This is a genomic window from Nonomuraea sp. NPDC052129 (assembly GCF_040680095.1).
GTDB lineage: Bacteria > Actinomycetota > Actinomycetes > Streptosporangiales > Streptosporangiaceae > Nonomuraea.
On record NZ_JBFAVX010000001.1, the window covers coordinates 159,522 to 185,583 of the forward strand.

A 26,062-nucleotide genomic window follows, 5' to 3' on the forward strand; every position below is an offset into this window, starting at 1 on the left:
GATGGCCGCGGAACCGCTCCTGCCGGAGGATCCCGGCGCTGTCGGCCCCTACCGGCTGGTCGGGCGGCTGGGCGAGGGCGGCCAGGGCGTGGTCTACCTGGCGCAGGCGCCGAACGGCGGTCCGGTCGCGGTCAAGGTGCTGCTGGACGGGCTGGTCGGCGACGACCGCTTCGCCAAGGAGGTCGCGGCGGCGCGGCGGGTGGAGCCGTTCTGCATCGCGCAGGTGCTCGATGCCTCGCTGGGCGCTCGGCCGTACATCGTGACCGAGTACGTCGAAGGCCCCTCGCTCCAGCAGGCGGGCCGGCACACCGGCGGCGACCTGCAACGACTGGCCGTGGCGACCGCCACGGCGCTGGCGGCCATCCACGCGGCCGGGATCGTGCACCGCGACTTCAAACCGGCGAACGTGCTGCTCGGACGGGACGGCCCGCGCGTCATCGACTTCGGCATCGCCCGCGCCACGGACTCCGCGCTCACGGTCACCAGTGGCATCGTCGGCACGCCCGCCTACATGGCGCCCGAACAGCTGGCCGGAGCGCCCGCCGGACCGGCGGCGGACGTGTTCGCGTGGGGGTCGGTGATCGTGTACGCGGCCGGCGGGGAGCCGCCATTCGGGCAGGACTCGCTGCCCGCCGTCATCAGCCGCATCCTCAACAACGAACCCCGGCTGGGGGACCTGCCGCGGTCGCTGCAGGCGATCGTGTACGCGTGCCTGTCCAAGGACCCGGCCCGCCGCCCGACCATGCAGGACGTGCTGCTGCGACTCCTCGGCGGCCAGTCGTCCGGTGCGACGGGCGCCGGACTCGGCTTCCCGCAGGCCGGAGCGCACGGCTCGATGGGCCCCGGACACGGACCGCAGGGTCCGCAGCCCACGGGTCCGATCGGGCCTGGGCAGGGCACGCCGAACGGGCCGGGCATGCCGGTCAGCGTCGGGAACGGCACGCAACCGGGTAGGCGGTCGGCCGGGCACAGGCAGGACACGGAGCAGGGGCAGGCGGCGGGGCGTGGGCGGGTGCTCATCCCGCTGTTAGCCGGGGGCGGGAGTGTGGCGATCATGGCGTCCATCGCCACCGCCGTGACGCTCGCGTTCCCGCCGGGCACGGGAACCCAGCCGCCCGCGGCCGCCTCCTCGCCCAAGACAGGCGTCCAAACCACGGACGTCACCCCCGCGAAGAGTCCCCGGCCGCGAAAGACCACCACCACCCGCAAACCTACGCGAAAACCCAGCGCGAGCCCCACCGTGAAACCCACGGCCAAGCCCTCGACGCAGCCCACGACCAGGCCCACGTCCTCCCCCGAACGCTCGACGCCCGCCCCTACCCGCACCACGAAGAAGCCCGCCGCCGCGAAGGCCAACCTCTCGATCCTCGGCATCACCGTCCACGGCGCCCATCCCACGAACGGCTGCCTCATGCCGCCGGTCAACTTCGACACCCAGGTGGAGACGGACAAGACCCCGGCGGGCGAGTACGGCGTGCTGAAGTACAACTTCGCCTGGCTCATCGACGGCAAGACCGTCATGCGGCGCGGAGGCCTGATCGGCCATGGGGAGTACACCGGCTGGGAGGGGTCGCTGGGCTACATGGTGAAGGAAGGCACGCACACGGTCACGTTCAAGTTGACGTCGCCGGTCGTCAAGAGCAGGTCCACGACGTTCTCCGTCTGCTCCATCGAAGACTGATGACGGAGCGGGACCCGACCGAGATCGGCCCGTACCGGCTGACCAGGCGGCTGGGCGCGGGCGGCCAGGGCGTGGTCTACCTGGGGTACGCCCCGGACGGCACGCAGGTCGCCGTCAAGGTGCTGCGGACGGGTTCGGCCCACGACGACCGGCTGGCCAAGGAGATCGCGGCGGCGCGGCGGGTGGAACCCTTCTGCATCGCGCAGGTGCTGGACGCCTCGCTGGGCGCCCGGCCGTACATCGTGACCGAGTACGTCGAAGGCCCGTCACTCCAGCAGGCCGGCCGGCACACCGGCGCGGGCCTGCAACGCCTGGCGGTCGCCACGGCCACGGCGCTGGCGGCCATCCACCGTGCGGGCGTCGTGCACCGGGACTTCAAACCGGCCAACGTACTGCTCGGCCCCGGCGGTCCCCGGGTCATCGACTTCGGCATCGCCCGCGCCGCCGGCTCCGCGCTCACGGTCACCAGCGGCATCGTCGGCACCCCGGCGTACATGGCGCCCGAGCAGTTGTCCGGGATCGCCGTCGGGGCCGCGGCGGACGTGTTCGCGTGGGCGTCGGTGATCGTGTACGCGGCCTCGGGGGTGCCGCCGTTCGGCAACGACGCGCTGCCGGCCGTCATCAATCGCATCCTCAACAACGAACCCCAGCTCGGCGACCTGCCGGACGGGCTGCGGCCGATCGTGTACGCCTGCCTGTCCAAGGACCCGTCCCGCCGCCCCACCATGCAGGACGTCCTGCTGCGACTCCTCGGCGGCACGGCGAACCCCCTGCCAGCGGCTCACGCGACAGGCCCCGGGCAGGGCGGGGGTGGGCATGCGGGTCACGGACCGGCCGGAAACGGGCATCCGGCCGCATACGGCGGGCCCGGACAACCTGGCCCGCCTGGTCCGTCTGGCCCGCCCGGTCTGCCCAGCGCGGCCGCAGTGGGGAACGGGGGCGCGCCCGGCTCGGGGCGTAACCGGGCGCTGGTCGTCGGCGGTGCGGCGGTTGGCGTGGTGGGAGTCGTGGTGGCGGCGACCGTCGTCTGGGCGCTGCCGTCCTTACGCCTGCCGAACATCATCGGCGCCTTAGCCACCCCCACCGTGACGCCCACCACCAGCCCCTCCCCCACAGGCGCTTCCCCCACAGGCGCTTCCCCCACCAAGACCACCGGAGCCAAAGGCAAGCAGTCCGCGACGCCCTCACCCGGCCGCAGGCGGCCTACGCGCGACACGAAGACCACAACGCCGACCACCGAACCGAGCGCGAAGCCCAGCACCACCGCGACCGCCACCAAACCCGCCACCAATTCCACCACCGAGGCGACGGCCGCGAGCGGCGGGGTTCGGTCCGTGACCCTGCGGCTGGAAGGCATCGACCTGGGCGGCTGCTGGCGCCACGACCTCAACGTGTACGCCGTCATAGCCGGCCCCAAAGGGCACGCCTTCACCTACCGCTGGCTCGTCGACGGCCAGAACCTGGGCCGCACCCCGGCCGAGACGCCGTACAAGGTCTACCTGCCGGCCGGGTCGTTCAAGACGCAGGGCAAGCACCGGGTCGCCTTCAACGTGGTCAGCGGAGGCAGCCGCCAGAGCGTCATCACCGTGAACATGTGCGCGATGGACCGGCTGGACTGAGGCCGGGTCAGTGCCCCAGGCGGGACGCGAGCTCCTCCAGCAGGTCCAGGGCGGCGTCGGCGATCACCGTACCGGGAGGGAAGATAGCCGAGGCGCCGGCGGCGCGCAGTTCGTCGAAGTCGCCCGGCGGGACGACGCCGCCGACCACGATCATCACGTCGTCCGCGCCCAGCGCCGCCAGTGCCTGCCTGAGCGCGGGCACCAGGGTCAGGTGCCCGGCCGCCAGCGAGGACACGCCGACGATGTGCACGTCCGCCTCGACGGCCTGCCGCGCCACCTCCTCCGGCGTCTGGAACAGCGGGCCGACGTCCACGTCGAACCCCAGGTCGGCGAACGCGGTGGCGATCACCTTCTGACCGCGGTCGTGTCCGTCCTGGCCCATCTTGGCCACCAGGATGCGCGGGCGACGGCCCTCGGCGCGCTCGAAGTCGGCGCTCGCCCGGCGTACCCGCTCGATGTTGGCGGCCGGGCCCGCCTCGTCGCGATACACGCCCGAGATGGTACGGACCTGCTCCGCGTGGCGCCCGAAGACCCGCTCCAGCGCGTCGGAGATCTCGCCCACGGTCGCCTTGGCGCGGGCGGCGTCGACCGCCAGTTTGAGCAGGTTGTGCTCGAGGCCGGGGGCGGGCTCGCCGGCGGCCTTCGTCAGGGCGTCGAGCGCGCGGGCCACGGCGCCACCGTCGCGTTCGGCCCGCAGTCTGCGCAGCTTGTCGAGCTGCTGCGCCCGCACGGCGCTATTGTCGACCTTGAGCACCTCGATCGGCTCGTCGGCGTCGGTGCGGTACTTGTTCACGCCGATCACGGGCTGGCGGCCCGAGTCGATGCGGGCCTGGGCGCGGGCCGCGGCCTCCTCGATGCGGAGCTTGGGTAGCCCGGCCTCGATGGCGCGGGCCATGCCGCCGGCGGCCTCGACCTCCTGGATGTGGGCCCAGGCGCGTTCGGCGAGATCGTGGGTGAGGCGTTCGACGTAGTAGGAGCCGCCCCACGGGTCGATCACCTGGGTGGTGCCCGACTCCTGCTGGAGGAGGAGCTGGGTGTTGCGGGCGATCCGGGCGGAGAAGTCGGTGGGCAGCGCGAGCGCCTCGTCGAGGGCGTTGGTGTGCAGGGACTGGGTGTGGCCCTGGGTGGCGGCCATGGCCTCGACGCACGTACGGGCGACGTTGTTGAACGGGTCCTGCGCGGTGAGGGACCAGCCGGAGGTCTGGGAGTGGGTACGGAGGCTCAGCGATTTCGGATTTTTCGCGTTAAATCCGGAAACGAGGTTCGCCCACAGGAGGCGGGCGGCCCGGAGCTTGGCGACCTCCATGAAGAAGTTCATGCCGATGCACCAGAAGAACGACAGCCTGGGCGCGAACCTGTCGACGTCCATCCCGGCGGCGACGCCTGCCCGCAGGTATTCGACCCCATCGGCCAGGGTGTAGGCGAGTTCGAGGTCACAGGTGGCCCCGGCCTCCTGGATGTGGTAGCCGGAGATGCTGATGGAATTAAACTTCGGCATCTTTTCGCTGGTAAACGCGAAAATATCCGAAATTATGCGCATTGATGGGCCTGGGGGATAAATGTAGGTATTGCGGACCATGAACTCTTTGAGGATGTCGTTCTGGATGGTCCCGGCCAGTTGCTCGGGCGCCACCCCCTGCTCCTCGGCCGCCACGATGTAGAGCGCCAGTACGGGCAGGACCGCACCGTTCATGGTCATTGACACCGACATCCGGTCGAGCGGGATCCCGTCGAACAGTTGCCGCATGTCATAAATCGAGTCGATCGCCACCCCGGCCATGCCGACGTCACCGGCGACCCGCGGATGGTCGGAGTCGTAGCCCCGGTGCGTGGCCAGGTCGAACGCCACCGACAGGCCCTTCTGCCCGGCGGCCAGGTTGCGGCGGTAGAAGGCGTTGGAGTCCTCGGCCGTGGAGAAGCCCGCGTACTGGCGGATCGTCCAGGGCTGGTTGACGTACATGGTCGGATAGGGCCCGCGCAGGTACGGCGCGGCGCCCGGATAGGTCCGCAGGAAGTCGAGCCCATCGAGGTCATCGGCCGTGTAGACCGGCTTGACCCCGATCCCCTCGGGCGTCTCCCAGACCTCGGCGGCATCTACGGCGGGCTGAGCGGGCTCGGTGGGGGTCGGGTCGGTCAGTGGGATGGCCGAGAAGTCCGGGATCATCGCGTCACCTCCAGGTCGTCGAAGGTCGTCCGGAGCACGGCGAGCGCGTCGCACCCGGCGTAGAGGCAGTCGTCGACGCCTTCGTAGCTCCCCTTCCCCGCCAGCCAGATCTTTCTCGCGCCCGCCCGTCTCAGCGCGGCGGCGACCGCCTCGGCGTGCAGGCCGTACATCTTGTCGCTGGAGCACAGGCAGGCCACGTCGCTGCCGCTGACGGCGAAGGCGGTGGCGATCTGGTCGGGGTCGGTCCCCGGCCCGGCGGTCTGGATGGCCAGGCCGCCCGCCTGGAACAGGTTCGCGGCGAACGCGGCGCGGGCCGTGTGGGCGGCGACGGGCCCGAAGGTGGCCAGGAACACCACGGGACGCTCCGGCTGCGCGTCGGCGAGATCCCGCAGCGCCTCGAACTCCTGCGCGTACCGAATCCGCGGCAACCCCTCCCCCACGAGCGCGCCCCCATTCCCAGGGCTCTCCCCCGCGAGCGCGCCTCCGTCACTCGGGCTCCGGCGGACCGGTTTCTCGTCGAGGTGGGGGAATTCGCTCACGCCGGTGATCGGGAAGCGCCGGTGGGCGATGTCGTCGGCGCGGCGTTCCCTGGTCGCCGCGATCCGCTCGGCGACCAGTCCGGAGGCCGCCGTGATCCCCCCGGCGGCCTCGATCTCCTGGAACCAGGCCCAGGCACGGTCGGCCAGGTCGGCGGTGCGGCGCTCGACATACCAGGAGCCGGCCGCCGGGTCGGCCACCCGGCCGGCCCCGGCCTCCTCCAGCAGCAGCGCCTGCGTGTTGCGCGCCATCCGCCGGGCGAACGCGTCCGGCACCCCCAGGCACGCGTCGAACGGCTGCACGGTCACCGCGTCCGCGCCCCCCACCCCGGCGGCGAAGCAGGCGATGGTGGTGCGGAGCAGGTTCACCCAAGGGTCGCGGGCGGTCATCATGGCGGAACTCGTCACCGCGTGCTGCCGCTGCCCGCCGTCCGCCGCCCCGCACACCTCGGCCACTCGTGCCCAGAGCGTACGGGCGGCCCGCAGCTTGGCGATGGCGGCGAACTGGTCGTCGGTGACGGCGTAACGGAACTCCAGCTGCCCGAACGCCTGCTCGACGGTGAGCCCCGCATCGGTCAGCGCGCGCAGGTGCTCGACGCCCAGCGCGATCGAGCAGCCGAGTTCCTCGGCGTCGCTCCCACCCGCGTCGTGGTACGGCGTGGCGTCCAGCAGGACGGCCCGCATCCCGGGGAAGCCTTCCGCGCACCGCGCCGCCAGCTCGGCCGTCGTATCCCGGCCGGCCGTGCCGATCGAGGCTCCCAGGTTGCCCGTCGGCGAGACGCCGCGCTCCGCCGCCAGCCCGAACAGGGTCTCGGCGGCCTCCCGTACCTCGGGCCCGGCCTCCAGGACGATCGGCGCAAGGTCCAGAAGGACCTCCCGCAGCAGGTCGGGGAGCCGCCCGACCGGGATCGCGCCGGCGCCCAGGACCAGCCAGAGCGAGGTGACACCGTGCTCCAGATCGGCCAGTACGGCCTCCGCGTCGGCCACGGCGTGCCGCTGCCGCACATCCCACCCGGCGCGCGCCCCAGGAGCGCCCTTCCTCAGGATCTTGGGGAGATCGGCGGCGTCGTAGAGCGGCGCGAGCGTCACCCCGTCGTACGTGATGCTGGACAGCGTCTCTTCGGGCGACCCGGCTTCGACACCCGTCTTACGCAGGACCTCAAGCGCCAGCGCCCGCCAGTCATCCCGATTGGTGGGGGGAAAACCCGCTACCAGATGCATGTTCGGATAGTAGGCGTTGCCCTGTTAGGCGAGGAACCCCGGGTTCGCCCCTGACCGACCCCACTGTCAGGGCAGCGGTGCCTCCCAGCTCAGCCGCCAGGTGGTCGGACCGACGATGCCGTCGTCGTCGATGCTCACGCTGCGCTGGAAACGACGGCACACGTCGCGCGAGTCGCTGCCGTAGGCGCCGTCGACCTCGATCTCCAAGCCGCGTACCTTCATCTGCTGCTGCCACGTACGTACGTCCTCGCCCTGCATCACGGGCGGGTACTTCAGCAGCCGCCCGGGGAACGGCGGCGCCGTCGGCACCTCGGGCCCACCGCCGCCGCCACCCGGCCGGGGCGCGCCGCGCTTGACCCACGCGTAGAGCGGCTCGCCCGGGCAGTCGGTCGAGTAGCCGTCCCGGTGTCCCTTGATCTCCTTGCCCGCCTTGCCGCGTTCCCGGACGTACTCGACCGCGTCCAGGATGCCGTTGAGCAGGCCGTCGGGCGGCTCCACCAGCCCGGCGTTGCCGACCAGGCCGAGCACGGCGTAATGGCCCGAGTTGAGCCCGGCCCCATTGGCCGCGGGTAAGTGGTGCAGCCCTCGCCCCTCGAACACCTTTTGATGCGGACACGCCACGAACGAATAGCCGATGTCGATCCAGCCGTTGCCGTCCATGTGATAGCCCTGAATGGACTGCACCAGCGACACGCAGCCCGCGTGGTCGGCGACGATGCCCGGTTCGACCCGGCCGCCCGTGTAGTGGACCTTTACTCCTTTGGTGGAGTCGAGCTGTGTGTAGTCACCGTGCGGGGCACGGGCGTGCCAGTCACGCCGCAACACGAGGTCGATGGCCACCTTGAGGTCTCCGGGTGGTAGGGGAAATGTGACCACTGAGCGTAGCCCGGAGTACGCGGAAAGGTCGGTAGATCTGGATTTTTTGGTGTTCTTAGGGTCTGATCACCCTTTTGTCGGTGACGATCGCGGTGATGAGGTCGTGCGGGGTCACGTCGAACGCCGGGTTCAGCGCCCGCGTGCCCTCGGGCGCCACCCGCATGCCCCTGATGGAGACGATCTCGTCGGCGCCTCGGTCCTCGATCTCGATCTGCCGGCCCGAGGGGGTGGCCTGGTCGATGGTGGTCTCTGGCGCGACGACGATGAACGGCACCCCGGCCCGTTCCGCGCCGAGCGCCAGCGCGTACGAGCCGATCTTGTTGGCGGTGTCGCCGTTGGCGGCGATGCGGTCGGCGCCGATGAGCACCGCATCGATGTCCCCCTTGGCCAGCAGGTACGGCCCGGCGGAGTCGGCGACGAGCCGGTGCGGCGCGCCCATCCTGCCGAGCTCCCACGTGGTGAGCCGGGCCCCCTGCAACAGCGGACGGGTCTCCAGGGCGAGCACCTCGGCCAGCCGGCCGCGCTCGTGCAGCGTCTGGACGACGCCGAGCGCGGTGCCCCGTTCGACGGCCGCCAGACCGCCGGTGTTGCACACGGTCATGATGCGCAGCCGGTCGCCTTCGAGCAGGTCGGCACCGCGCCGGCCCATCGCCTCGCACGCGGCGATGTCGTCGTCGCGAATCCGCAGCGCGGCCTTGAGCACGGCCTGCGGCCCCTTGGGCAGGTGCGCGGCGGCCTGGTCGACGCCCCAGGCGAGGTTCACGGCGGTGGGCCGGGCCGCGCGCAGCCTGGCTATGGCGTCCTGGTCGCCGGCCGCCAGCACGACACCGAGCGCTCCGGCCACGCCGAGCGCGGGCGCCCCGCGTACGGCCAGCCGCCGGATGGCGTCGATCAGGTCCGCGACGGTCTCGATCCGCACCATGACGCACTCGTCCGGCAGCCGCGTCTGATCCACCAGCTCGACCGCGCCGTCTACCCAGTCAATCGTCCTCACGCCCAAACCGTAGCCTTCCGGGCAAGTCCGCGCCGTCACCCGGGTTCAGCGTTCGGCCAGGACGATCACCGCGTCCTGCCGGTTCAGCACGATGGGCTGGGACTTCGGTGGGTTGAGGACGATGCCGTAGTGCGGCGGGATGTTGAGCGCCGAGCTGTCGCGATAGCCGATGGCCGTCTCACCTCTGCGGCGTGCCGCCTCGATGACCGTCGAAAAGGTGACCCGTGTACCCGAGGCCACGTACGAGCCGGCGGGGCGCGGGTAGATCTCCGAACCGCGCGAGTCGAACAGGTAGCCGAACACGTCCGCCAGGTGCCGGTTCTCCGCCAGCTGGGCCAGCAGGAGACCGATCACCGTGTCGCTGATCACGATGTCGTCGGCCTCGGTCACCTCCGCGAGCGCGCGGTTGTTCTCGTCGTGCATCTCGCTGACGATCGAGTAGTGCTCGCCCATCGCGCTCTGCATGTCGCGCAGCTGCAGCAGCGTCATGAGCGTGCGGGTGTCGGCGTGGTGCGGCTTGAAGCGGTCGTCCGACAGGACGATGACGTGCTGGAAGAGGCCGACGCCGAGGGATTCGAGCGCGTACCGGTCCGTGGTGTCGCATTCCTTCACATTCACGGTGAGGTTGACCAGGTCCGCGAGGCCGGTCCCGGCCTTGGGGTGATCGGCGGCGATCTCCAGGACGGAACCGGGGGCGACGTAGGCGTCAAGGTAGTGGACGATCTGGTCGGCCCGGCCGTTCCAGTTGAGCAGGAGCGTGCGCTCGGGTTCGAGCGGGGAGCCGCCGGCGACGGCGATCGCGCTCTCGTCGAGGGTGGGCTCACCGGTGGCGAGCCGGATGGCGGAGTCGTCGTGGGCGATGACGATGATCTGATCGGCGGCCTCGATGACGGTGTCCATGGGCGGGTTCAGGATGACTCCGGTGGGTCGGCGCAGGCCGATGACCGTGGCCGTCTCGTAGGCGTGCAGTGCGTCGCCGTACGTGCTGGCCACCAGCTCCGTCCCGGCGCGCAGGTAGATCTCGCCGCCGTCGAAGTTCAGCAGGTCCATGCAGACGACGGACATGCCCGACTGCCGCGAGGACTGGACGATGAGCCGGGCGGCGGTGTCGTCGGAGTCGACCAGGTGCACGTCCTTGCCGCCGGCCAGGCGGGCCGCGGCGATGTTGCGGCTGGCGGCGATGGCGGCGACCACCGGCGGCCGGGTGCCCTGGCGCTTGGCCAGGGCGAGCAGGATCTTGATGACGTGCGCGTCGGGGTCCTCGCCGTCGGGTGAGAGCACGACGACGGACCGGGCGGCGGCCAGGTTCATCAGGTTGAGGTCACGCGACTCGGTGGGCCGTCCCGTACGGCAGACCAGGCGGGTCCTGCCCAGGTCGCCGATGTTCTCGCGGATGTCCTCCTCCATGGCCAGCTTGTCGCGTTCGGCCAGTACGGCGATGACCGAGCCCGGCTGGCTGGCGTGTGCCTTGACCAGCTCGGCGACGATGGTGAACACCTGGTCCGACCAGCCGAGCACCACCGTGTGCCCGGACTCGACGATGCGGGAGCGGCCCCTGCGCAGCCGGTCCACCTTCTGCTTGAGGCCGTTGGACAGCAGGCCGACGAGCATGCTGACGACGAAGATGCCGCCGAGCGACCCGGCGAACATCACCGCCATATAGGCGACCGACCCCTTGTCGCTGGCGACCTTGCTCGGGGTGAGCGCGTGCATGAGCGCGATCCACATCACGTGGCCGGCGCCGCCGACGCCCTCGGGCTCCTCCGGAGCCAGCCAGAGAGTGAGCCCGGCGACCACCACGATGAGCCCGACCGACACCACGGCCAGCCAGCCGATCAGTGAGGCCGTGCCCTTCGACATGGTGTTGTCGAACCAGTACCGCGCCCGCTCGCGGAACGTCACCCTCGCCACCCAGAAACCCCCACGTACGCAGTGATTCGATCAAGGACACTTTCGATCGAGGACACAAGGTACCGGGCTATCTATACGAATGCATGGTGAGCGGTAACGTATCCGCCATGGCGACCCCCCTGGCCCCGGACGACCCGGCGTCGCTGGGCGCGTACCGCCTGGCCGGGCGGCTCGGCAAGGGCGGGCAAGGCGTCGTCTACCTGGCGCACTCCCGCGACGGCGAGGCGGTCGCGATCAAGCTGCTCAGCACCGGTGACGAGGAGACCCGCGCGCGGCTGGCGCGGGAGCTCGACGCGCTGGAAAGCATCGCCTCCTTCTGTACGGCGCGCGTGCTGGACGCCTCGATCGACGGGCCGCGGCCCTACGTCGTGAGCGAATTCGTCGAGGGGCTGTCGCTGGCCGAGCGCGCCCGCGAACGCGGCCCGCTGCGCGGCGGCGAACTGGAACGCCTGGTGGTCGGCACGGCCACGGCCCTGGCCGCCATCCACGCGGCGGGCATCGTGCACCGCGACTTCAAGCCGGCCAACGTCCTGCTCGGCCCGGACGGGCCCCGGGTGGTGGACTTCGGCATCGCCAGAGCGGAGGGCACGGCGACGCTGACCTCGGGACTGATCGGGACGCCCGCCTACCTGTCGCCAGAGCAGATCGCCGGCTCACCCGCCTCCCCCGCGTCGGACGTGTTCGCGTGGGCGGCGACGATGGTGTTCGCGGCGACGGGTCGCAGCCCGTTCGGCGCGGACACGGTGCCCGCGGTGCTGCACCGGGTCCTGCACGCCGACCCGGACCTGTCGGAGCTGCCGCCCCGGCTGCGGGGGCTGATGGCGTCGTGCCTGGCGAAGGACCCAACGCACCGGCCCACGGCCCGCGACCTGATGGTCTCTCTGGTCAATCCCACGTCGACCCCGCCCGCCCCTGCGCCGGGCGTCCCCGCCGGCCAGGCCACCGGGAGGCCAGGTGCCATAGGACTTCAGGGTCAGGTCGCCGGGAGGCCGGGCGTCCCCGCCGGATCCCCCGATTCGGGCGCGGGGGAACGTACGGGACCGCGAGTTGCGGCGCTCACCACAGACGTCTCCAAGCGGAACCGCTCGCATGGCCTGCTGCTCGGCGTGGTGGCGGCCGTGCTCGCCCTGGGGGCGGCGGGCGGCACCCTCCTGTGGATCAACCGCGCCCCGACCGGCACCACGACCCAGACATCCTCGACCCCCGCACCGAGCCAGAGCACCACCGCCCAGGAACCCACGACCACTCAGGAACCCACGAGCACCGCTCAGGCGACCGCCACCGAGAAGCCGGCTCAAAGCGGCTCGCCGAAGATCCCCGCCGCATTCGCCGGCAAGTGGTCCGGCCGCATCACCTCCACGAACCCGCTCGACTCCGAGGGCGCCGCCATCACGATCGACCTGAAGACCGGGCAGCCCACCGCCCAATGGTCGGAGAAGAACAGCGCTGCCAGCTGCACCGGCAAGATCACACTGACGCAGACAGCTGGGACGAAGCTCACCTTCTCCCTCCAGCCCGACACCGGCGACTGCATCGCCGGAACGGTCTGGCTCACGCTCGACGGCGGCAAGGTCACCTACGTGTGGCGCGACGTACCTGGGCTCGGCATGGTCGAGGAGACCGGAGATCTGAGCAAGGGCTGACACCCGGAGCGCCAGCAATACCTCTGGAATTGCGCAAATGCCGTCGACAGACCGGGCCGCGAACCTGGATCATTACTGTTATGTCTGTGATTAAGGAGGTGCCGTTCCCCAGCCCGGACTCCCCTGAGCTCCCGATGAACATCTGGATCGACGACGCCGACTCCGCCATCGACGTCATCGACGCTCTGGCCTTGTCGCCGTTCGCGACCGGCGTCCAGCCCTGGTCCCGCCTGGCCAACCTGGAACGCGTACGCCCCGACGCCGCCCTCCGCCCCGAGCAGGGCAGGACCGTACGCACCGCGCAGGTGCAGGACGGCTCCGTGTCGAGCCTGATCTGCGGCGACGGCTGGACCCTGCGGGTCATCCGGCACCGCAACCGCACCGCGACCGTCAGCGTCACGGCGGTCAGCGACGAGCTCGCCCGCTCCGTGCTGAAGGAGTGCACCGAGGGCGCCGAGGAGCCGGAGCCCGACACCGACCACGTCGAGATGGGCTTCTGGTGGCGTGGCGCGCACGGCGGCACCCGCTCCGAGAAGCCGATCACCGCTTCGCCCTGGGATGAGATCAGCGGCAACTACTCCGCCCGCGTACGCCACTCGCTCGACGGCCTGATGGCGGTCACCCCGGCCGACATCGGCGGGCGCCTCGTCCTGCTGCACGGCCCGCCGGGCACGGGCAAGACCACGCTGCTGCGCTCGCTGGCCAAGCAGTGGCAGGACTGGTGCCAGGTGGACTGCGTACTCGATCCGGAGCGCCTGTTCAACGAGCCGGGCTACCTGATGGAGGTGGCGGTCGGCTACGACACCGACGAGGAGGCGCAGCGGTGGCGGCTGCTCGTGCTGGAGGACTGCGACGAGCTGATCAGCTCCTCCGCCAAGGCCCAGACGGGCCAGGGGCTGTCGCGGCTGCTGAACCTCACCGACGGCCTGCTGGGACAGGGCCGTGACGTGCTGGTGGCGATCACCACGAACGAGGACCTGACCCGGCTGCACCCCGCCGTCGTACGTCCGGGCCGGTGCCTGGCCCAGATCGAGATCGGCCCGCTGACCAGGAACGAGGCGGTCGGCTGGCTCGGCTCGTCCGAGGGCGTCGGCCTGTCGGGCGCCACGCTGGCGGAGCTGTACGCGCTCCGCTCGGGCCGCGCGATCCCCCCGCCCACCGAGGGCGAATCCACCGGCCTGTACCTCTGACCCCCCACCCGCGCCACCCCACCGACCACACCGGGCCACCGGCCGAGACGACATGCCTCGGCCGGTAATCCCGCCCACTGAGCCGAGCGGGCATGCCAGGCGGGCGGATCAGGCGAGCCGGGTGTGGAGGCGGCGCGCTTCGCGGACGAAGCCGCTGCTCCCCTTGCGTCGTGCGATCTCCGCGACACACGGCAGCTCACCCCGCGCCCCCGCCCACGACGCGGCCCGTAGGGCGAAGCCGAGCGCCTGCGTGTGGGCGGTGCGCGCCCGCTCCCCGGGACCCGGCAGGTACACGTCCAGGAACCCGGCCACCACCTCCCACACCTCCCGATGCGCCCCATGCCGAGCCGCGCTCTCCAGCGACTCGACCACCGCGCTCAGCTTGTACCAGGCCCTGCGCAACAGCAGCGCGAGCTGCCGCCCCAACTCGGCAGCGGGCAGGTCGCCCCGCGCGGCCATCTCGACCAGTACCCGGACCCCCTCATTGGGCTGCTTCCCACCCGCCCAGGAGTCCCGTTCGACCAGGAAGTACGCCAGGAGCAGCGCGATCCCCTCACCCGCCGGCCCACCATTGCGGGCCAGCGCCCAGAGCATGTCGGGCTCCACTCCGGGCGCGTTCCAGTGATAGAGCAGGAACGGCAGGCAGTGCAGCGCCACCGCCTCCCGGTCCGACGGCAGAACGGCGGGCCACCACGGCAGGTAGACGCCGTGACCGTCCCGCCGCGACGCGTCCGGATCGTCGAGCAGATCACGAAGCGGTCCGAACCCGCCGTACGGGAGGGCGATCCTGGGCACGAGGTCGGGATGCTTCCCGCCAGCGGGCTCGCGGTCACCGGTGTAGGTGGTGGAGCCGCGAGTCCACTCGACGGCGGTCACCGGCACGGGCCGACCGCCGTTCATCCAGCGTGCGGCCGTGACTCCCGCCGCGGACGTCAGCCCGCTCGCCCGCGCCGCCACCTCGGGCGCGACTGAGCGGGGCAGTCGCAGGAGCGCCTGCCACAGGTCGGCGTCCATGACCTTGGCGCCGGTACGTTCGTAGCCTTCGAGCCGGTCGACCAGCACGCCGGGATCCAGGTGCCCGGTGCCACTCGTGGGGGTCGCCAGCAGGTACGGCGGCAGCGTGCCCGCCCGCAGCGCGGCGTGGACCTCGGCCCAGCGCCGCAGCAGGAACAGGTGCGGCGGCGACACCCGCACGGGCGACGGCAGCAGCGACGACGACCGGCCGAGCCAGGTCTCGGGCGTGACGATCTGCCTGGCCATCGCCTCGGACCACTGGTCCAGGTAGCGCCACTCCGGCTGCACGTCCAGGCGGGTCGGCCAGCTCGTCCAGCGGGCCAGGACGGAGCGGAGCAGGTCACGGTCGTCGGTGCAGAACCGGACGAACCCCTCCAGCCACCGCTCGGCGCCCCGCCAGTCCTCGCGCTCGGGGAAGGCGCCCAGTTCCCGGATGTCACCGATCAGCGGGAAACCGGCGTCCTCCTGGGGAGACGCGGGCAACGGCACGGGCATGAAGCAGTCGTCGTCCTCGTCGGCCGCCACCTCACCGCCGTACACCAGCACGAGTTGTTCGCCGAGGTCCGGCGGGAGCAGCCCGAGCGCGTCACGGATCACCTCGGCGCCCACGGAGGTGAATCGGGCGGCGTGCTTGAGCGCGAGCCGTACGGCCCGCTCCTGGAGGTCGGGGGCGTCGCACGCGAAGGCGTACGCCAGGGCCGGCGCGTAGTCGTCGGCATCGTCAGCGGCGTCGCGGACGGCCTGGTCGAGCCAGCTCAGCCCGATCGCCACCAGCTTGCGCTCGGGCCTGAACAGCAGCGCCTGCAGGGCCTCGGCCACGTCGGCGGGGTCGAGCGTGTCGAGGCGGCGCAGGTGCCGCAGCGCCAGCTCGGCGACCGCAGGTGGCGCGGCGGGCAGCAGCCGCAGGTAGTCGTGGGCCCGCGCCGCGACCTCGGCGTGGGCGGGCTCGACGAGCTCGTGCAGCCGGGCGAAGAAGCGCAGGTCAGCGACCTGGCCGCCGCGCAGGAAGCGGCGGAGGCAGCCGTCGAGCAGCAGCTCCCGGTCGATCATGCCTGGGCGCACGATCTCCGCGATCTTGACCGCGTCACGGGTGGCGATGGCCTCCTCGACGACCTCCCAACCGCTCACGCCCTGTCCTCCAACCTGAGCAGGCCGCCGAAGAATCTGGGGTGGGTCCGGGGGCCGGGTAACGCCGCCCCACCGGAGGTCGAGAGAGCGGGTCTGCCGTCGGTCAGCAGGGAGGGTCGGGCGTAGGAATACGCCTGCACTGCTTGAGTCATGGCCGGAACATTAGAGATCACCACCGACAAGATCACCGCAGTACGTAAACCTTCCGATGCGCGACAACCGGTACGAAACCACAATGGGTCCGGTGCTCACCGTGGACCCGGCCCGCGTCGCCTTCGCCCGCTTCGCCGTGCCCGCCACCCCATTGACCTCATGGACCAGCCCGGAACACCCGATCGGCTTCACCGCGACCCAGCTCGTCCCCTCGTGGACAGCGCGGACCCCGCCGGGCACGTGGATCGAGGTGGAGCTGCAGGTCAGGCTCGCGACGGGCGAGCAGTCGAAGTGGTACGTCATGGGCCATTGGGCCGAGCACGACGAGATCCGTACCTCCTTTCCCGGCCAGGGTGACGAGGACGGCGACGTGGCCGTCGACACGTTCGTGGCGCGCCGGCCGGTCACGGCCTACCGGGTGCGGGTCACGCCGCACGGCGCGGGCGCGCGCGTGGACTGCCTGGGCGTGATGGCCTCCGCCCTCTCTCAGAGTCCCCCTGTCCCGAGCCTTCCGGGTACGGCCGGAGCCGTCGAGCTGGTGGTGCCCCGGCACTCTCAGTACACGCACACCGGTCACCATCCGGAGCTGGACGGCGGGGGCGCCAACTGGTGCAGCCCCGCCTCGGTGGCGATGGTCCTCGGTTTCTGGGGCCGCGGCCCCGGTCCCGAAGAGCTGGCCTGGGTGGTGGCCGGTGACCCGAGTCCTGTGGTCGATCACGCCGCGCGTGGCACGTTCGACCACAGTTACCAGGGGACCGGCAACTGGCCGTTCAACGTGGCCTACGCGGGCCGTTTCGGGCTGGCCGGGTTCGTGACCAGGCTGCGGTCGGCCGCCGAGCTGGACCTGTTCGTGCGGGCGGGGATCCCGGTGATCGTGTCGCTGGCGTTCAAGGCGCACGAGCTGCCGGGGGCCGGCTACTCCTCGGGCGGGCACATCATGGTCGTCACCGGTTTCACCGCCGAGGGCGACGTCGTCGTCAACGACCCGGCCGCGCCGAGCGACGCCGACGTGCGCCGGGTCTATCCGCGGGCCGCGTTCGAGAACGTCTGGCTCCGGAGCTCGGGCAGCGGCGGCATCGTGTACGTCCTCCACCCGCCCGAGCGTTCCTTGCCCCCTTCCGATGGCAATTGGTGAGATATGAGCATTCGACCGATCGACGTGGCCCGTACCGACGGCGGCCCCCAGTGGGTGGAGGCCGTCGCCACGCCCACCGGACTGGAGGTCTGGTGGGACGAGCCACGCCCGCACGAGGGCGGCCGGCGCTGCGTGGTGCGCCGCCTGCCGGACGGCTCCCTGGTCGACGCTCTGCCTGAGGGGTGGAACGCGCGCAACCGCGTGGTCGAGTACGGCGGGCGGTCCTGGCGCCCGCTGCCCGGCGGCGGCCTGGTCTTCACCAACTGGTCCGACCAACGCGTCTACCGCCTGGACGGCCCACCCACGACCGGCGAACCCGTGGCCGCCCCGCCCGCAACCGGACAACCCGTAGTCGGGGAGCCCGTTGCGCTCACGCCTGAGGGGACGGCGCGCTACGCCGACCTCTACCTGCCACCCGGCCGGGACGAGGTGTGGGCCGTACGCGAGCGGGACGACGTGCGCGACCTGGTCGCGGTGCCACTCGGCGGCGGCCCGCTCAGAGTGATCACCAAAGCCCAACATTTCCTGATGAACCCCCGTATTTCCCCCGACGGCGGATATGTCGCCTGGATCGGCTGGGACCACCCGAACATGCCCTGGGACGGCACCGAACTCTGCCTAGCCCCCCTCGACCAGGACGGAACCGCCGGGCCGTACCAGGTGATCGCGGGCGGCCCGGCGGAGTCCGTGATCCAGGCGGAGTGGCGCGACGAGCGCACCCTGTACGCGGTCGCCGACCCGAGCGGCTGGTGGAACATCCACCTCGTCGCCCGCGACGGCTCCGGCGCCCGCAACCTCACCCCGATGGCCTCCGAGGTCGGCACCGCGCCCTGGAAGCCCGGCAGCACCTACTTCGCGATCACTGGCGACCGTCTGGTGCTCGTGCACGGCACTCCCGACCGCCGCCTCCTGAGCGTCCTGGATCTGGAGAGCGGCGACCTGCGCGAGATCGGCGGCGAGGCGACGTACTGGGCGCCGACGATCTCGGCGGCAGGGGGCAGGGCGGTGGCGGTGTCCGCCACTCCGTACACGCCCACACGGGTGACCGTGGTCGACCTCGACGGCGGCGCGCACGAGGCGGTGTCGGCGCCGAAGCCGCTGCCCGACCGGGCGCTGCTGCCGACGCCCGAGACGGTGACGATCGAGGGCGTGCACGCGCACCTGTACCACCCGGCCGGGGTTCAGGGGCCCGCGCCGTACGTCGTCTTCGCGCACGGCGGGCCCACCGGCAATTTCACGATGACCCTCGACCTGGAGGTCTCCTACTTCACCAGCCGGGGCCTCGGCGTGGCGGAGGTGAACTACGGCGGCTCCACCGGCTACGGCCGGGCCTACCGCGAGCGGCTGCGGCACCAATGGGGCGTGGTCGACGTGGCCGACTGCGCGAAGGTGGCGCGCGGGCTGGTCGAGCTGGGCCGGGCCGACGCCGCCAAGATCGCGATCCGCGGCGGCAGCGCCGGTGGCTGGACCACGGTCGCGGCGCTGGTGCACAGTGACGTGTTCGCGGGCGGCGTCGCGCACTACGCGATCACCGACCCGGAGAGCTGGGCGGCCGAGACGCACGACTTCGAGTCGCGCTATCTCGACGGCCTGATCGGGCCGCTGCCCGAGACCCGCCAGCGCTACACCGACCGCTCGCCGCTGCTGCACGCGGCGCGGGCATCCGGACCGTGCCTGATGCTGCACGGCCTGGAGGACGCGATCGTGGACGTGGGCCAGGCCGAGCGGTTCGTCGCCGAGCTGGATCGGCACGGCAAACAGTGGGCCCTGCTCACCTTCGCCGGCGAGCAGCACGGCTGGCGCCGGGAGGAGACCATCGTCGCGGTGCTGGAGGCCGAGCTGGCCTTCTATGGACTGATCTTCGGGTTCGAGACGCCCGAGGTGGCACCGCTCACGCTGAAGGGACGGTCGTGAAGAGCGTCGGCGAGATCTGCTCGGACCTGATCAGGTTCGACACCTCCAACCCGGGGTCGGGCGAACGCCCGGCGGCCGAGTACGTGGCCACGCTGCTGGCCGACGCCGGACTGGAGCCGGTGGTGTTCGAGTCGGCGCCGAAGCGGACGACCGTGGCCGCCAGGATCGACGGCGACTCTCGCGACGCGCTGCTCGTCCATGGCCACCTCGACGTGGTGCCCGCCGACCCGGCCGAGTGGCGGATGCACCCGTTCTCGGGCGAGATCGTCGACGGCTGCGTCTACGGCAGGGGCGCGGTCGACATGAAGGGGTCGTGCGCGATGACGCTCTCGGCCGTGCTCGGCATGGCGGCGCGCGGCCTGCGGCCCAAGCGCGACCTGGTGCTGGCGTTCCTGGCGGACGAGGAGGCAACGGGCGACTACGGCTCGCGGCACGCCGTCACCGAGCACCGGGAGCTGTTCGACGGCGTGACGGAGGCGATCAGCGAGTCCGGCGGCTTCAGCGTCGCCGCCGGTGACCACCGCGTCTACCCGATCGCCGTAGGCGAGCGCGGCACGGCCTGGATGAAGCTCACCGCCCACGGCGTGGCCGGCCACGGCTCCCGGCCCGCGGTGGACAACCCGGTCGCGACGCTGGTGCATGCCCTGTCGCGGGTAGCCGCCCACCAGTGGCCGGTACGCCTGACACCGTCGGTCTCGGCGCTGCTCCAGAGCCTGTCGGAGATCACCGGACAGCCGATCGACCTCGACCGCCTCGATGAGGAGGCGACCCGGCTGGGCGCGCTCGGCCACCTGTTCAGGGCGCAGATCCGCAACTCGGCCAACCCGACGATGCTCGACGCCGGCTACAAGGTGAACGTCGTGCCGTCCACGGCCCACGCGCACGTGGACGGCCGCTACCTGCCCGGGCTCCAGGAGGAGTTCCTGGCGACCATGGACGAGCTGCTCGGGCCGAAGATCACCAGGGAGTTCGTCAATCTGGAGGACGCGCCGGACGCGCCGTACCCCTCGTCGTTCTTCGACTCGCTCGCGGGCTCGCTCGTGGCCGAGGACCCGCTCGCCCGGCCGGTGCCGTACGTGATGAGCGGCGGCACCGACGCCAAGTCCTTCGCCACGATCGGCATCAAGGGGTACGGTTTCGCGCCACTCATGCTGCGGCCCGATCTGGACTACTTCGGAATGTTCCATGGGAAGGACGAGCGGGTGCCGGTGGAGGGGCTGGAGTTCGGCACCCGGGTGCTGACCCGGCTGCTGACCTAACCGACCCCGAACCAGGCGTCGAGGGCCTCGGCGAGACCGGCTTCGCCAGAACCGGCCCAGGCGACATAACCGTCAGGGCGTAGCAGCACGGCGGCCGTGTCGGCTTGATCCACGGTTCCGCCCACCACGCGGACGCGGTCGTCGCGGCCTTTCGCGGCCGCGCGGGTCTCCAGTGAGCCCGCGAGGTCCAGCAGCAGGCCGCGGCCGTCCCTCAGCGACTCCCTGACCCAGCCCACGCCCTCGATCTCCCAATCCGGTACGAACCGCCCGACCAGCGGCCGCGACGCGTCCGGCGCGTAGTCGATGTCCGTGCCGTTGGCCATGGCGATGAAGTGCCGCCTGGTCTCGGGGAGCTCCAGTGCCTCGGAGATCACCTCGCGCAGCGCGTCGACCTGCGGTCCCGGCCGCATCAGCGCGACCTGGGCCCTGGTGTTGCGCAGGACGCGGGCCGCCACCGGGTGCCGCTCGGCGGTGTAGGTGTCCAGGAGCCGTTCGGGCGCCTGGCCGCGGACCACCAGGGCGAGCTTCCAGCCCAGGTTGGCCGCGTCCTGGAGGCCGAGGTTGAGACCCTGGCCGCCGATCGGCGAGTGGACGTGCGCCGCGTCCCCGGCGAGCAGGATGCGCCCCTGGCGGTAGGTCTCGGCGTGGCGGGTGTTGTCGCTGTAGCGGATGCCGGCCTCCAGGCTGAGGACGACCGCGTCCGTGCCGCTCGCCCGCCGGATGCTCGCCTGCATCTCCTCGGCGGTGACCGGCGCGTCCCGCTCGGTGGGACCGCCGTCGAACTCGATGGTGGCGACCTCCCCCGGCACCAGCGACAGGTTCACCAGGCCGCCGGGGGCGCGCAGGGACGAGGTGAGCGCGCCGGGGTCGGCCAGCTCGGCCACGGCGGTGCGCCCGGTCATGGTCGCGGACGTGCCGGTGAACGGGATGCCGGACTGCTTGCGCACGAGGCTCCGGCCGCCGTCACACCCCACCAGGTATCCGGCCCGTACGACCCGGCCGTCCGCGAGTGTGGCGACCACCCCGTCGCCCTCGTCGGCGATCTCGGTGACCCGGCACCCGGACCGGACCTCGACGCCGAGCCCGGCCGCGTGCTCGGCCAGAACCCGCTCCAGCTGGTGCTGCTTGAGCATGAGCATCTCGGGAACCCGGTTGCCGGCCTCGCCGATCAACGGCAGGCCGCTGAAGTGGCCGCCACTCATGCCCTCCCTGAGCATGTACACCAGCCCGTCGACGATGTCCCCCTCGGCGGGCTCGCGACCTGCCCTGAGCTGGTCGAACAGCGCCCACTGCGCCTCGGCCAGCGGTTCGACCAGCCCGCGCAGGCCCAGCGTGTGGAGGGTGCGCGCGTTGAGTGAGCGCATCCCGAGGCTGCGCGTGATCCGTTCCTGGCCGGTGGCCGCCTCCAGGACCAGCGGGTCCACCCCCGCCAGCTTCAGCTCGCAGGCCAGCAGCAGGCCGACCGGCCCGCCACCGACGATCAGTACGTCCGCGTTCACGGAATCTCCCTACTTACGGTGTATGCTTACGCCGTAAGTACATACATACACCGTAAGCTCTGTCAACCGGAGCTCTACGGCAGGAGGAGTGGGAGATGGCACGGCGCGAGCCGCTGAACAGGGAGAAGATCCTGGACGCGGCCCTGGAATTGGCCACGGAAGAGGGCCTCGAAGGGCTGTCCATGCGGCGGCTGGCGAAGTCGCTCGGCGTCGAGGCGATGTCGCTCTACAACCATGTCTCCAACAAGGCCGACATCCTGGACGGCCTGGCGGAGCGGGCCTTCGACCAGGTCGAGCTACCCGACCCGGCGCTGCCCTGGCCGCAGCGGCTCCGGGCCGTGGCGCTGAGCATGTACGGGGTGTTCGCCCGCTCTCCGGTGGTGCCGATGGCATTGCTGACCGACCAGTCCAACCCGACCTCCGTGCGGGCGCTGGCTCCGATCGACAGCGTGGTCGGCGCCCTGTACGAGGCCGGCTTCGACGACGCGGCCGTGTGGCGCGCGCTCGGCGCGGTGAACAGCCTGATCTTCGGGTCACTGCTGCTGTCCACCGGAGGGTTCCACGGCGACACCGGCGAGCACGCGGGACGAAAGCAGGTCGGCGTCTACATCCAGGAGATGGACCCGGCCCAGCTCCCGCATTTCAGCAGGCTGCTACGGAACATCCCCCCGACCGACCCCGCCACCGACTTCGAGCGCGCGCTGGACATGCTCATTCTCGGACTGGAACAAAGCATTCCGTTCTGATATAGTGGAGACACAGCGGAACGAACGGAAGGAACCCCCCATGAGCGACAACATGCCGACCGGCTGGGACGTACTCGACGCCGCGCACCAGGCGCTCCGCCAGGCCGTGGCCGGCGTCCCCGCCGACGGCTGGGCCCTCCCGACCCCCTGCGCGAAGTGGAACGTCACCCAGGTGCTCCAGCACGCCGCGGGCGACCAGGTGGGCTTCGCCGCCTTCCTGACCGGCGAGCCGGGTCCCGCCGAGAACCCGTTCGAGCCGACGGGCGAACTGGCCGAGGACCCCCGGACATACGCGGAGGCCGCGATGGAGCGCTCGGCCAGGGCCTGGGCCGGTGTCGACAAGAACGCCGAGCAGGTGCCCGTCCCGGTGCCGCCGAACACGATGGCACCGGCGCTCGGCGCGGGCGCCTGCGCGCTCGACGCGGCGGTGCACGCCTGGGACATCGCCGTGGCCACCGGACAGCTCTCGCCGCTGACCCCGGAGCTGGCCGGGGAGCTGCTGCCCGTGGCGAAGGCCATCGTCGAGCCGCTGCGCCAGTGGGGCGCCTATGCCGCGGTGGTGCCCGCCGAGCCGGGCGATGACGAGGTCGCAGAGCTCCTCCGCTACCTGGGCCGCAACCCGGCCTGGACCGCCTGAGCGACCGGCCCGAACCCCGGGCCGGGCTCAGCCGAAGTCGCGGCGGCGGAGGGCGAGCAGGCCGCCACCGAGCAGCAGCGCCGACAGCGCGACCATGGTGAGGGCGGGCGCCGGGTCGAAGGGGCTCCGGCGACGGTGTCGGGGATGTAGTGGAACGGCTCGAAGGGAGTCCCGCCCCACAGTCCGTACAGTGGACCGGCGGCCGCCCATGACCGCCACCGCGACCCAGGTGATCCAGCCGATCGTCACAGAGGCCCTCGGGACCAGGCCGTAGGCGAGCATGCAGATCGCCCCGACCAGCCAGGCGGCGGGGACGGTGCCCAGGGTGCCGGCGAGGATGCGGGCGATGTCCGACGCGGGATCGCCGACGAGGAAGGCGTAGAACGTACCAAAGACGACTCCGGCGACGGCGAGCAGGGCCGCCGTGCCAAGACCGGCCACCACCAGTTGCCCGGTGGCCCAGCGCAGCCGGGTCATCGGGGTGGCCTGTACGGCTTCCGCGCGGCCGGTGGTCTCGTCGGCGCGCAGCCGCTGGACCATGAGGACCGGATAGAGCGCGATGACGTGGGCGAAGATCAGGATGATGGCCCACAGCGCGAAGTCGACCGCCCCGCCTCCCGAACTGCCGCCGAAAGCCTTCATCAGGTTGTCGGCCGTGACGCCGGGCGCCGCCATCAATGCGGCCAGCCCGTTCAGCACGTAGAGGAACCCGCCGCTGGCTCCCCGGGCCGACAAGGGGCGGGTCAGCCGAACTTGGTCTTCGGCCGCTCCTGGAGCTCGCCGTCGAGGTAGATGTCGAGCTTCTCGTTGTAGAACGCGATCAGCCCCGCGACCCGCTGGCTCTCCGGCAGCGGCGTCCGGTACGACCAGGCGAGGTCCTTGGCCCCGTTGACCGTCCAGTACTCCGCCGTGCCCTTGTACGGGCAGTTGGTGGCGGTGTCGGTGTGTTCGAGCAGGTCGAGCCGTACATCCGTCTTGGGTAGGTAGTAGCGGGCGGGCAGGCCCGTCTCGAACAGGATGCGGGGACTGTGCGAGTCGGCCACCGTCACACCGTCGACCTCGACGCGTACGTGCCGCGAGCTCGGCAGGATGTCGACCCTGGTGTACGGGTCACGCGGGTGGAAGAAGACCTCCTCGTCCTCCTCGAACCACGATTCCATGGCGTCCCACTCGAAGCGGATGTGCCCCCGGATGTCCGCCAGCGGCGACTCCGCGTAGACCAGCCCCGCCTCCGGGGCCTGCGCGCCTCCCGAGGTGACGGTGTAGACGACACCGTCTCCCCTGCTGGGCGAGTGCTTCGTGGTGCCCGTCCGCTTGAGCGCCGACTCGTCGACGTCCGAGAGCGGGAAGTAGTACGTCGGGTAATAGGGGATCTCCCACACCAGGAGGGCCTGGGTGGTGTCGGCCACCGCCCGGCCGCCTAGGTAGGTCCTGACACGCTTGGCGGAGCGCTCGACACGCACCCGGCCGCGGTTCGTGGCTTCCATGGTCGCGGCAACCCCTAGCAAGCCACCGCTATTCCCCCTTTTCGGCAGTCCCCTCTTATCGGATGCCGAACGCCGCCAGGGTCACCCACGTCGACGCCACGCCCACCAGCGCCCCGGCCACCACCTGCGCCCACGTGTGGTGCGCCAGCCGTACCCGGGCCCAGCACACCAGCGCCACCACGGCCGCCCCCACCAGGCCGGTCGGCACGGCGGGCAGGACGTGGGCGAGCACCACCACGGTGCCCGCGCAGACGGCGGCGTGGAAGGAGATCTTCCAGCGCATCGTGACCGGCACGGTGACGGCCAGCGCGACGAGCATCGCGGTCACCGTGGCCACCAGCAGCGTCGGGGCGCCCAGCGCGACGAGGAGCACCAAGGCGACCAGTACGGCGGCGACAGCGGCCAGCAGGGGCCCGGTGCGGCGGGTCCGGTCGACGATGTGGTGGGAGTCCAGCCGCCCCGAGCGGACGCCCAGCGCGATCACCCCGGCGGGCACACCGCCGCACAGCGCCGAGGCCGCCAGGCCCCAGGCGGCGCCGCTCCAGCCGTGCGCGATCAGCCCCACGGCCGGGGGCATGGTGATCACCAGCACCTGTGGGGCCAGCAGGTCCGTCACCCGCTTGGCTACCAGATCGACCGTCATGCCAGCAAAGCCTACGCGATCTTGAAAGGACCGGCCTTCCATGACTACGCGATCTTGAAAGGGCCGACCCGCCAAAAGGGGTCAGCCCTTGCCCGCCGCGTTGACGATCCTGGTGGTCGAGCGGTTGGGGATGGCCTCCAGCTCCCAGCATTCGGCGCCCAGCAGCGCGGCCGCGGCGCATCGGCCGCCCGCGTGCGGGTCGCCCGCGGTGTGCGCCAGCGCGCCGGGCCGCATGGGAGCGAGCAGGTCGATGTAGTCCTCCGGGCCGTGCGCCGCCGAAGGCCCGGTCACGATGAACACCCCACTCACGAAGCGGAGCGCGGCCAGCACCTCGGCGCGCTCCGCCGCCGGGTTGAACGGGCGCGTCGGCCCCTTCCACGCGCGCACGCGCGGGTCGTCCTCCACGCCGATGACCAGCGGCAGCCCGCGCCCGGCGACGGCACCCAGGTAACGCACGTGTCCGACGTGCAGGATGTCGAAAACTCCGGTCACGAACACTGCCCCCGGGTGATCGTACGGCTGCACCCAGACGGCCTCCAGGCTGCTCACGCAGGCACCCCTCCTAGTCGACTCGTCGATCGCAGCGTACTCGGTCCGCCCGGACAGTCGCGC

General features: G+C 71.5%; 21 protein-coding genes. 9 read left to right on the top strand and 12 right to left on the bottom strand.

The window, feature by feature from the left end; all coding sequences use genetic code 11:
* Nucleotide 1: 1 nt before the first annotated feature.
* Together AB0L53_RS00740 and AB0L53_RS00745 are read left to right on the top strand one after the other, a co-directional pair.
* A complete protein-coding gene (locus AB0L53_RS00740) occupies nt 2–1,681 on the top strand; it encodes a protein kinase (protein WP_363988396.1) in 1,680 nt (559 codons plus the stop codon).
* Nucleotides 1,681–3,300 carry a serine/threonine-protein kinase gene (locus AB0L53_RS00745; RefSeq protein ID WP_363988398.1) on the top strand — a complete coding sequence of 540 codons (1,620 nt, stop codon included), beginning with the start codon at nt 1,681–1,683 and terminating at the stop codon, nt 3,298–3,300. Before AB0L53_RS00740 ends, AB0L53_RS00745 begins: the two co-directional genes overlap by 1 nt.
* A gap of 7 nt (nt 3,301–3,307) precedes the next feature.
* Here the strand turns inward: AB0L53_RS00745 and scpA are convergent, their stop codons facing one another.
* The 5 genes from scpA to AB0L53_RS00770 all read right to left on the bottom strand — a co-directional run bounded on the left by scpA (nt 3,308) and on the right by AB0L53_RS00770 (nt 11,002).
* Complete coding sequence (scpA, locus tag AB0L53_RS00750; protein WP_363988401.1) at nt 3,308–5,464, bottom strand: methylmalonyl-CoA mutase; 2,157 nt, start codon at nt 5,462–5,464, stop codon at nt 3,308–3,310.
* Nucleotides 5,461–7,221 (bottom strand): methylmalonyl-CoA mutase subunit beta, encoded by a 1,761-nt coding sequence (locus tag AB0L53_RS00755; protein WP_363988404.1) that lies wholly within the window; start codon nt 7,219–7,221, stop codon nt 5,461–5,463. The genes scpA and AB0L53_RS00755 overlap by 4 nt, the downstream gene beginning before the upstream one ends.
* 66 nt (nt 7,222–7,287) lie before the next feature.
* Nucleotides 7,288–8,061 (bottom strand): N-acetylmuramoyl-L-alanine amidase, encoded by a 774-nt coding sequence (locus tag AB0L53_RS00760; protein ID WP_363988407.1) that lies wholly within the window; start codon nt 8,059–8,061, stop codon nt 7,288–7,290.
* Nucleotides 8,062–8,152: 91 nt separating this feature from the next.
* Nucleotides 8,153–9,091, bottom strand: a complete 939-nt coding sequence (gene mtnA, locus AB0L53_RS00765; protein WP_363988410.1) for an S-methyl-5-thioribose-1-phosphate isomerase — start codon at nt 9,089–9,091, stop codon at nt 8,153–8,155.
* A gap of 45 nt (nt 9,092–9,136) precedes the next feature.
* Complete coding sequence (locus AB0L53_RS00770) at nt 9,137–11,002, bottom strand: potassium transporter TrkA (protein WP_363988412.1); 1,866 nt, start codon at nt 11,000–11,002, stop codon at nt 9,137–9,139.
* A 107-nt stretch (nt 11,003–11,109) separates the two neighbouring features.
* On the opposite strand from AB0L53_RS00770, the gene AB0L53_RS00775 reads away from it, so the two are divergent.
* Together AB0L53_RS00775 and AB0L53_RS00780 are read left to right on the top strand one after the other, a co-directional pair.
* Nucleotides 11,110–12,645, top strand: coding sequence for a serine/threonine-protein kinase (locus tag AB0L53_RS00775; RefSeq protein ID WP_363988415.1), 1,536 nt, complete (start codon nt 11,110–11,112; stop codon nt 12,643–12,645).
* 80 nt (nt 12,646–12,725) lie between these two features.
* On the top strand, nt 12,726–13,835 hold the full coding sequence (locus AB0L53_RS00780) for a DUF5925 domain-containing protein (RefSeq protein WP_363988417.1): 1,110 nt from the start codon (nt 12,726–12,728) through the stop codon (nt 13,833–13,835).
* A 108-nt stretch (nt 13,836–13,943) separates the two neighbouring features.
* Here the strand turns inward: AB0L53_RS00780 and AB0L53_RS00785 are convergent, their stop codons facing one another.
* The gene (locus AB0L53_RS00785; protein WP_363988420.1) at nt 13,944–15,977 is read right to left on the bottom strand and encodes a DUF6493 family protein; all 2,034 of its coding nucleotides are present in this window, start codon (nt 15,975–15,977) and stop codon (nt 13,944–13,946) included.
* Entirely contained in the window at nt 15,974–16,129 is a 156-nt protein-coding gene (locus AB0L53_RS00790) for a hypothetical protein (RefSeq protein WP_363988423.1), read from the bottom strand. Before AB0L53_RS00790 ends, AB0L53_RS00785 begins: the two co-directional genes overlap by 4 nt.
* Before the next feature lie 83 nt (nt 16,130–16,212).
* On the opposite strand from AB0L53_RS00790, the gene AB0L53_RS00795 reads away from it, so the two are divergent.
* The 3 genes from AB0L53_RS00795 to AB0L53_RS00805 are packed head-to-tail and all read left to right on the top strand — an operon-like array spanning nt 16,213 to nt 20,438.
* The gene (locus AB0L53_RS00795; RefSeq protein ID WP_363988426.1) at nt 16,213–17,265 is read left to right on the top strand and encodes a C39 family peptidase; all 1,053 of its coding nucleotides are present in this window, start codon (nt 16,213–16,215) and stop codon (nt 17,263–17,265) included.
* A 3-nt stretch (nt 17,266–17,268) separates the two neighbouring features.
* A complete protein-coding gene (locus tag AB0L53_RS00800; RefSeq protein WP_363988428.1) occupies nt 17,269–19,179 on the top strand; it encodes a prolyl oligopeptidase family serine peptidase in 1,911 nt (636 codons plus the stop codon).
* Nucleotides 19,176–20,438, top strand: a complete 1,263-nt coding sequence (locus AB0L53_RS00805; RefSeq protein WP_363988431.1) for a M20/M25/M40 family metallo-hydrolase — start codon at nt 19,176–19,178, stop codon at nt 20,436–20,438. The genes AB0L53_RS00800 and AB0L53_RS00805 overlap by 4 nt, the downstream gene beginning before the upstream one ends.
* Here AB0L53_RS00805 and AB0L53_RS00810 read toward each other — a convergent pair.
* Nucleotides 20,435–21,937, bottom strand: a complete 1,503-nt coding sequence (locus AB0L53_RS00810) for an FAD-dependent monooxygenase (protein ID WP_363988434.1) — start codon at nt 21,935–21,937, stop codon at nt 20,435–20,437. The genes AB0L53_RS00805 and AB0L53_RS00810 overlap by 4 nt on opposite strands.
* Nucleotides 21,938–22,032: 95 nt before the next feature.
* Between AB0L53_RS00810 and AB0L53_RS00815 the strand changes: the two genes are divergently transcribed.
* Both AB0L53_RS00815 and AB0L53_RS00820 read left to right on the top strand, forming a co-directional pair.
* Nucleotides 22,033–22,683 (top strand): TetR family transcriptional regulator, encoded by a 651-nt coding sequence (locus AB0L53_RS00815; protein WP_363988437.1) that lies wholly within the window; start codon nt 22,033–22,035, stop codon nt 22,681–22,683.
* A 40-nt stretch (nt 22,684–22,723) separates the two neighbouring features.
* Nucleotides 22,724–23,320 carry a TIGR03086 family metal-binding protein gene (locus AB0L53_RS00820; protein ID WP_363988440.1) on the top strand — a complete coding sequence of 199 codons (597 nt, stop codon included), beginning with the start codon at nt 22,724–22,726 and terminating at the stop codon, nt 23,318–23,320.
* A gap of 27 nt (nt 23,321–23,347) precedes the next feature.
* Here AB0L53_RS00820 and AB0L53_RS00825 read toward each other — a convergent pair whose 3' ends face one another.
* The 4 genes from AB0L53_RS00825 to AB0L53_RS00840 form a co-directional block, all read right to left on the bottom strand.
* The gene (locus AB0L53_RS00825) at nt 23,348–24,055 is read right to left on the bottom strand and encodes a hypothetical protein (RefSeq protein WP_363988443.1); all 708 of its coding nucleotides are present in this window, start codon (nt 24,053–24,055) and stop codon (nt 23,348–23,350) included.
* 8 nt (nt 24,056–24,063) lie between these two features.
* On the bottom strand, nt 24,064–24,807 hold the full coding sequence (locus AB0L53_RS00830) for a DUF427 domain-containing protein (protein WP_363988446.1): 744 nt from the start codon (nt 24,805–24,807) through the stop codon (nt 24,064–24,066).
* Nucleotides 24,808–24,862: 55 nt separating this feature from the next.
* Nucleotides 24,863–25,450, bottom strand: coding sequence for a hypothetical protein (locus AB0L53_RS00835; RefSeq protein WP_357946013.1), 588 nt, complete (start codon nt 25,448–25,450; stop codon nt 24,863–24,865).
* 81 nt (nt 25,451–25,531) lie between these two features.
* Nucleotides 25,532–25,999 (bottom strand): adenylyltransferase/cytidyltransferase family protein, encoded by a 468-nt coding sequence (locus AB0L53_RS00840; protein ID WP_363988449.1) that lies wholly within the window; start codon nt 25,997–25,999, stop codon nt 25,532–25,534.
* Nucleotides 26,000–26,062 lie beyond the last annotated feature (63 nt).

Bases quoted from the DNA above. Each gene is read 5' to 3' on its own strand.
- AB0L53_RS00745 (WP_363988398.1), top strand. From the start codon at position 1,681: ATGACGGAGCGGGACCCGACCGAGATCGGCCCGTACCGGCTGACCAGG.
- AB0L53_RS00815 (WP_363988437.1), top strand. From the start codon at position 22,033: ATGGCACGGCGCGAGCCGCTGAACAGGGAGAAGATCCTGGACGCGGCC.
- AB0L53_RS00790 (WP_363988423.1), bottom strand. From the start codon at position 16,129: ATGACTCAAGCAGTGCAGGCGTATTCCTACGCCCGACCCTCCCTGCTG.
- AB0L53_RS00775 (WP_363988415.1), top strand. From the start codon at position 11,110: ATGGCGACCCCCCTGGCCCCGGACGACCCGGCGTCGCTGGGCGCGTAC.
- AB0L53_RS00780 (WP_363988417.1), top strand. From the start codon at position 12,726: ATGTCTGTGATTAAGGAGGTGCCGTTCCCCAGCCCGGACTCCCCTGAG.
- AB0L53_RS00755 (WP_363988404.1), bottom strand. From the start codon at position 7,221: ATGCATCTGGTAGCGGGTTTTCCCCCCACCAATCGGGATGACTGGCGG.
- AB0L53_RS00820 (WP_363988440.1), top strand. From the start codon at position 22,724: ATGAGCGACAACATGCCGACCGGCTGGGACGTACTCGACGCCGCGCAC.
- scpA (WP_363988401.1), bottom strand. From the start codon at position 5,464: ATGATCCCGGACTTCTCGGCCATCCCACTGACCGACCCGACCCCCACC.
- AB0L53_RS00800 (WP_363988428.1), top strand. From the start codon at position 17,269: ATGAGCATTCGACCGATCGACGTGGCCCGTACCGACGGCGGCCCCCAG.
- AB0L53_RS00795 (WP_363988426.1), top strand. From the start codon at position 16,213: ATGGGTCCGGTGCTCACCGTGGACCCGGCCCGCGTCGCCTTCGCCCGC.
- AB0L53_RS00740 (WP_363988396.1), top strand. From the start codon at position 2: ATGGCCGCGGAACCGCTCCTGCCGGAGGATCCCGGCGCTGTCGGCCCC.
- AB0L53_RS00835 (WP_357946013.1), bottom strand. From the start codon at position 25,450: ATGACGGTCGATCTGGTAGCCAAGCGGGTGACGGACCTGCTGGCCCCA.
- AB0L53_RS00830 (WP_363988446.1), bottom strand. From the start codon at position 24,807: ATGGAAGCCACGAACCGCGGCCGGGTGCGTGTCGAGCGCTCCGCCAAG.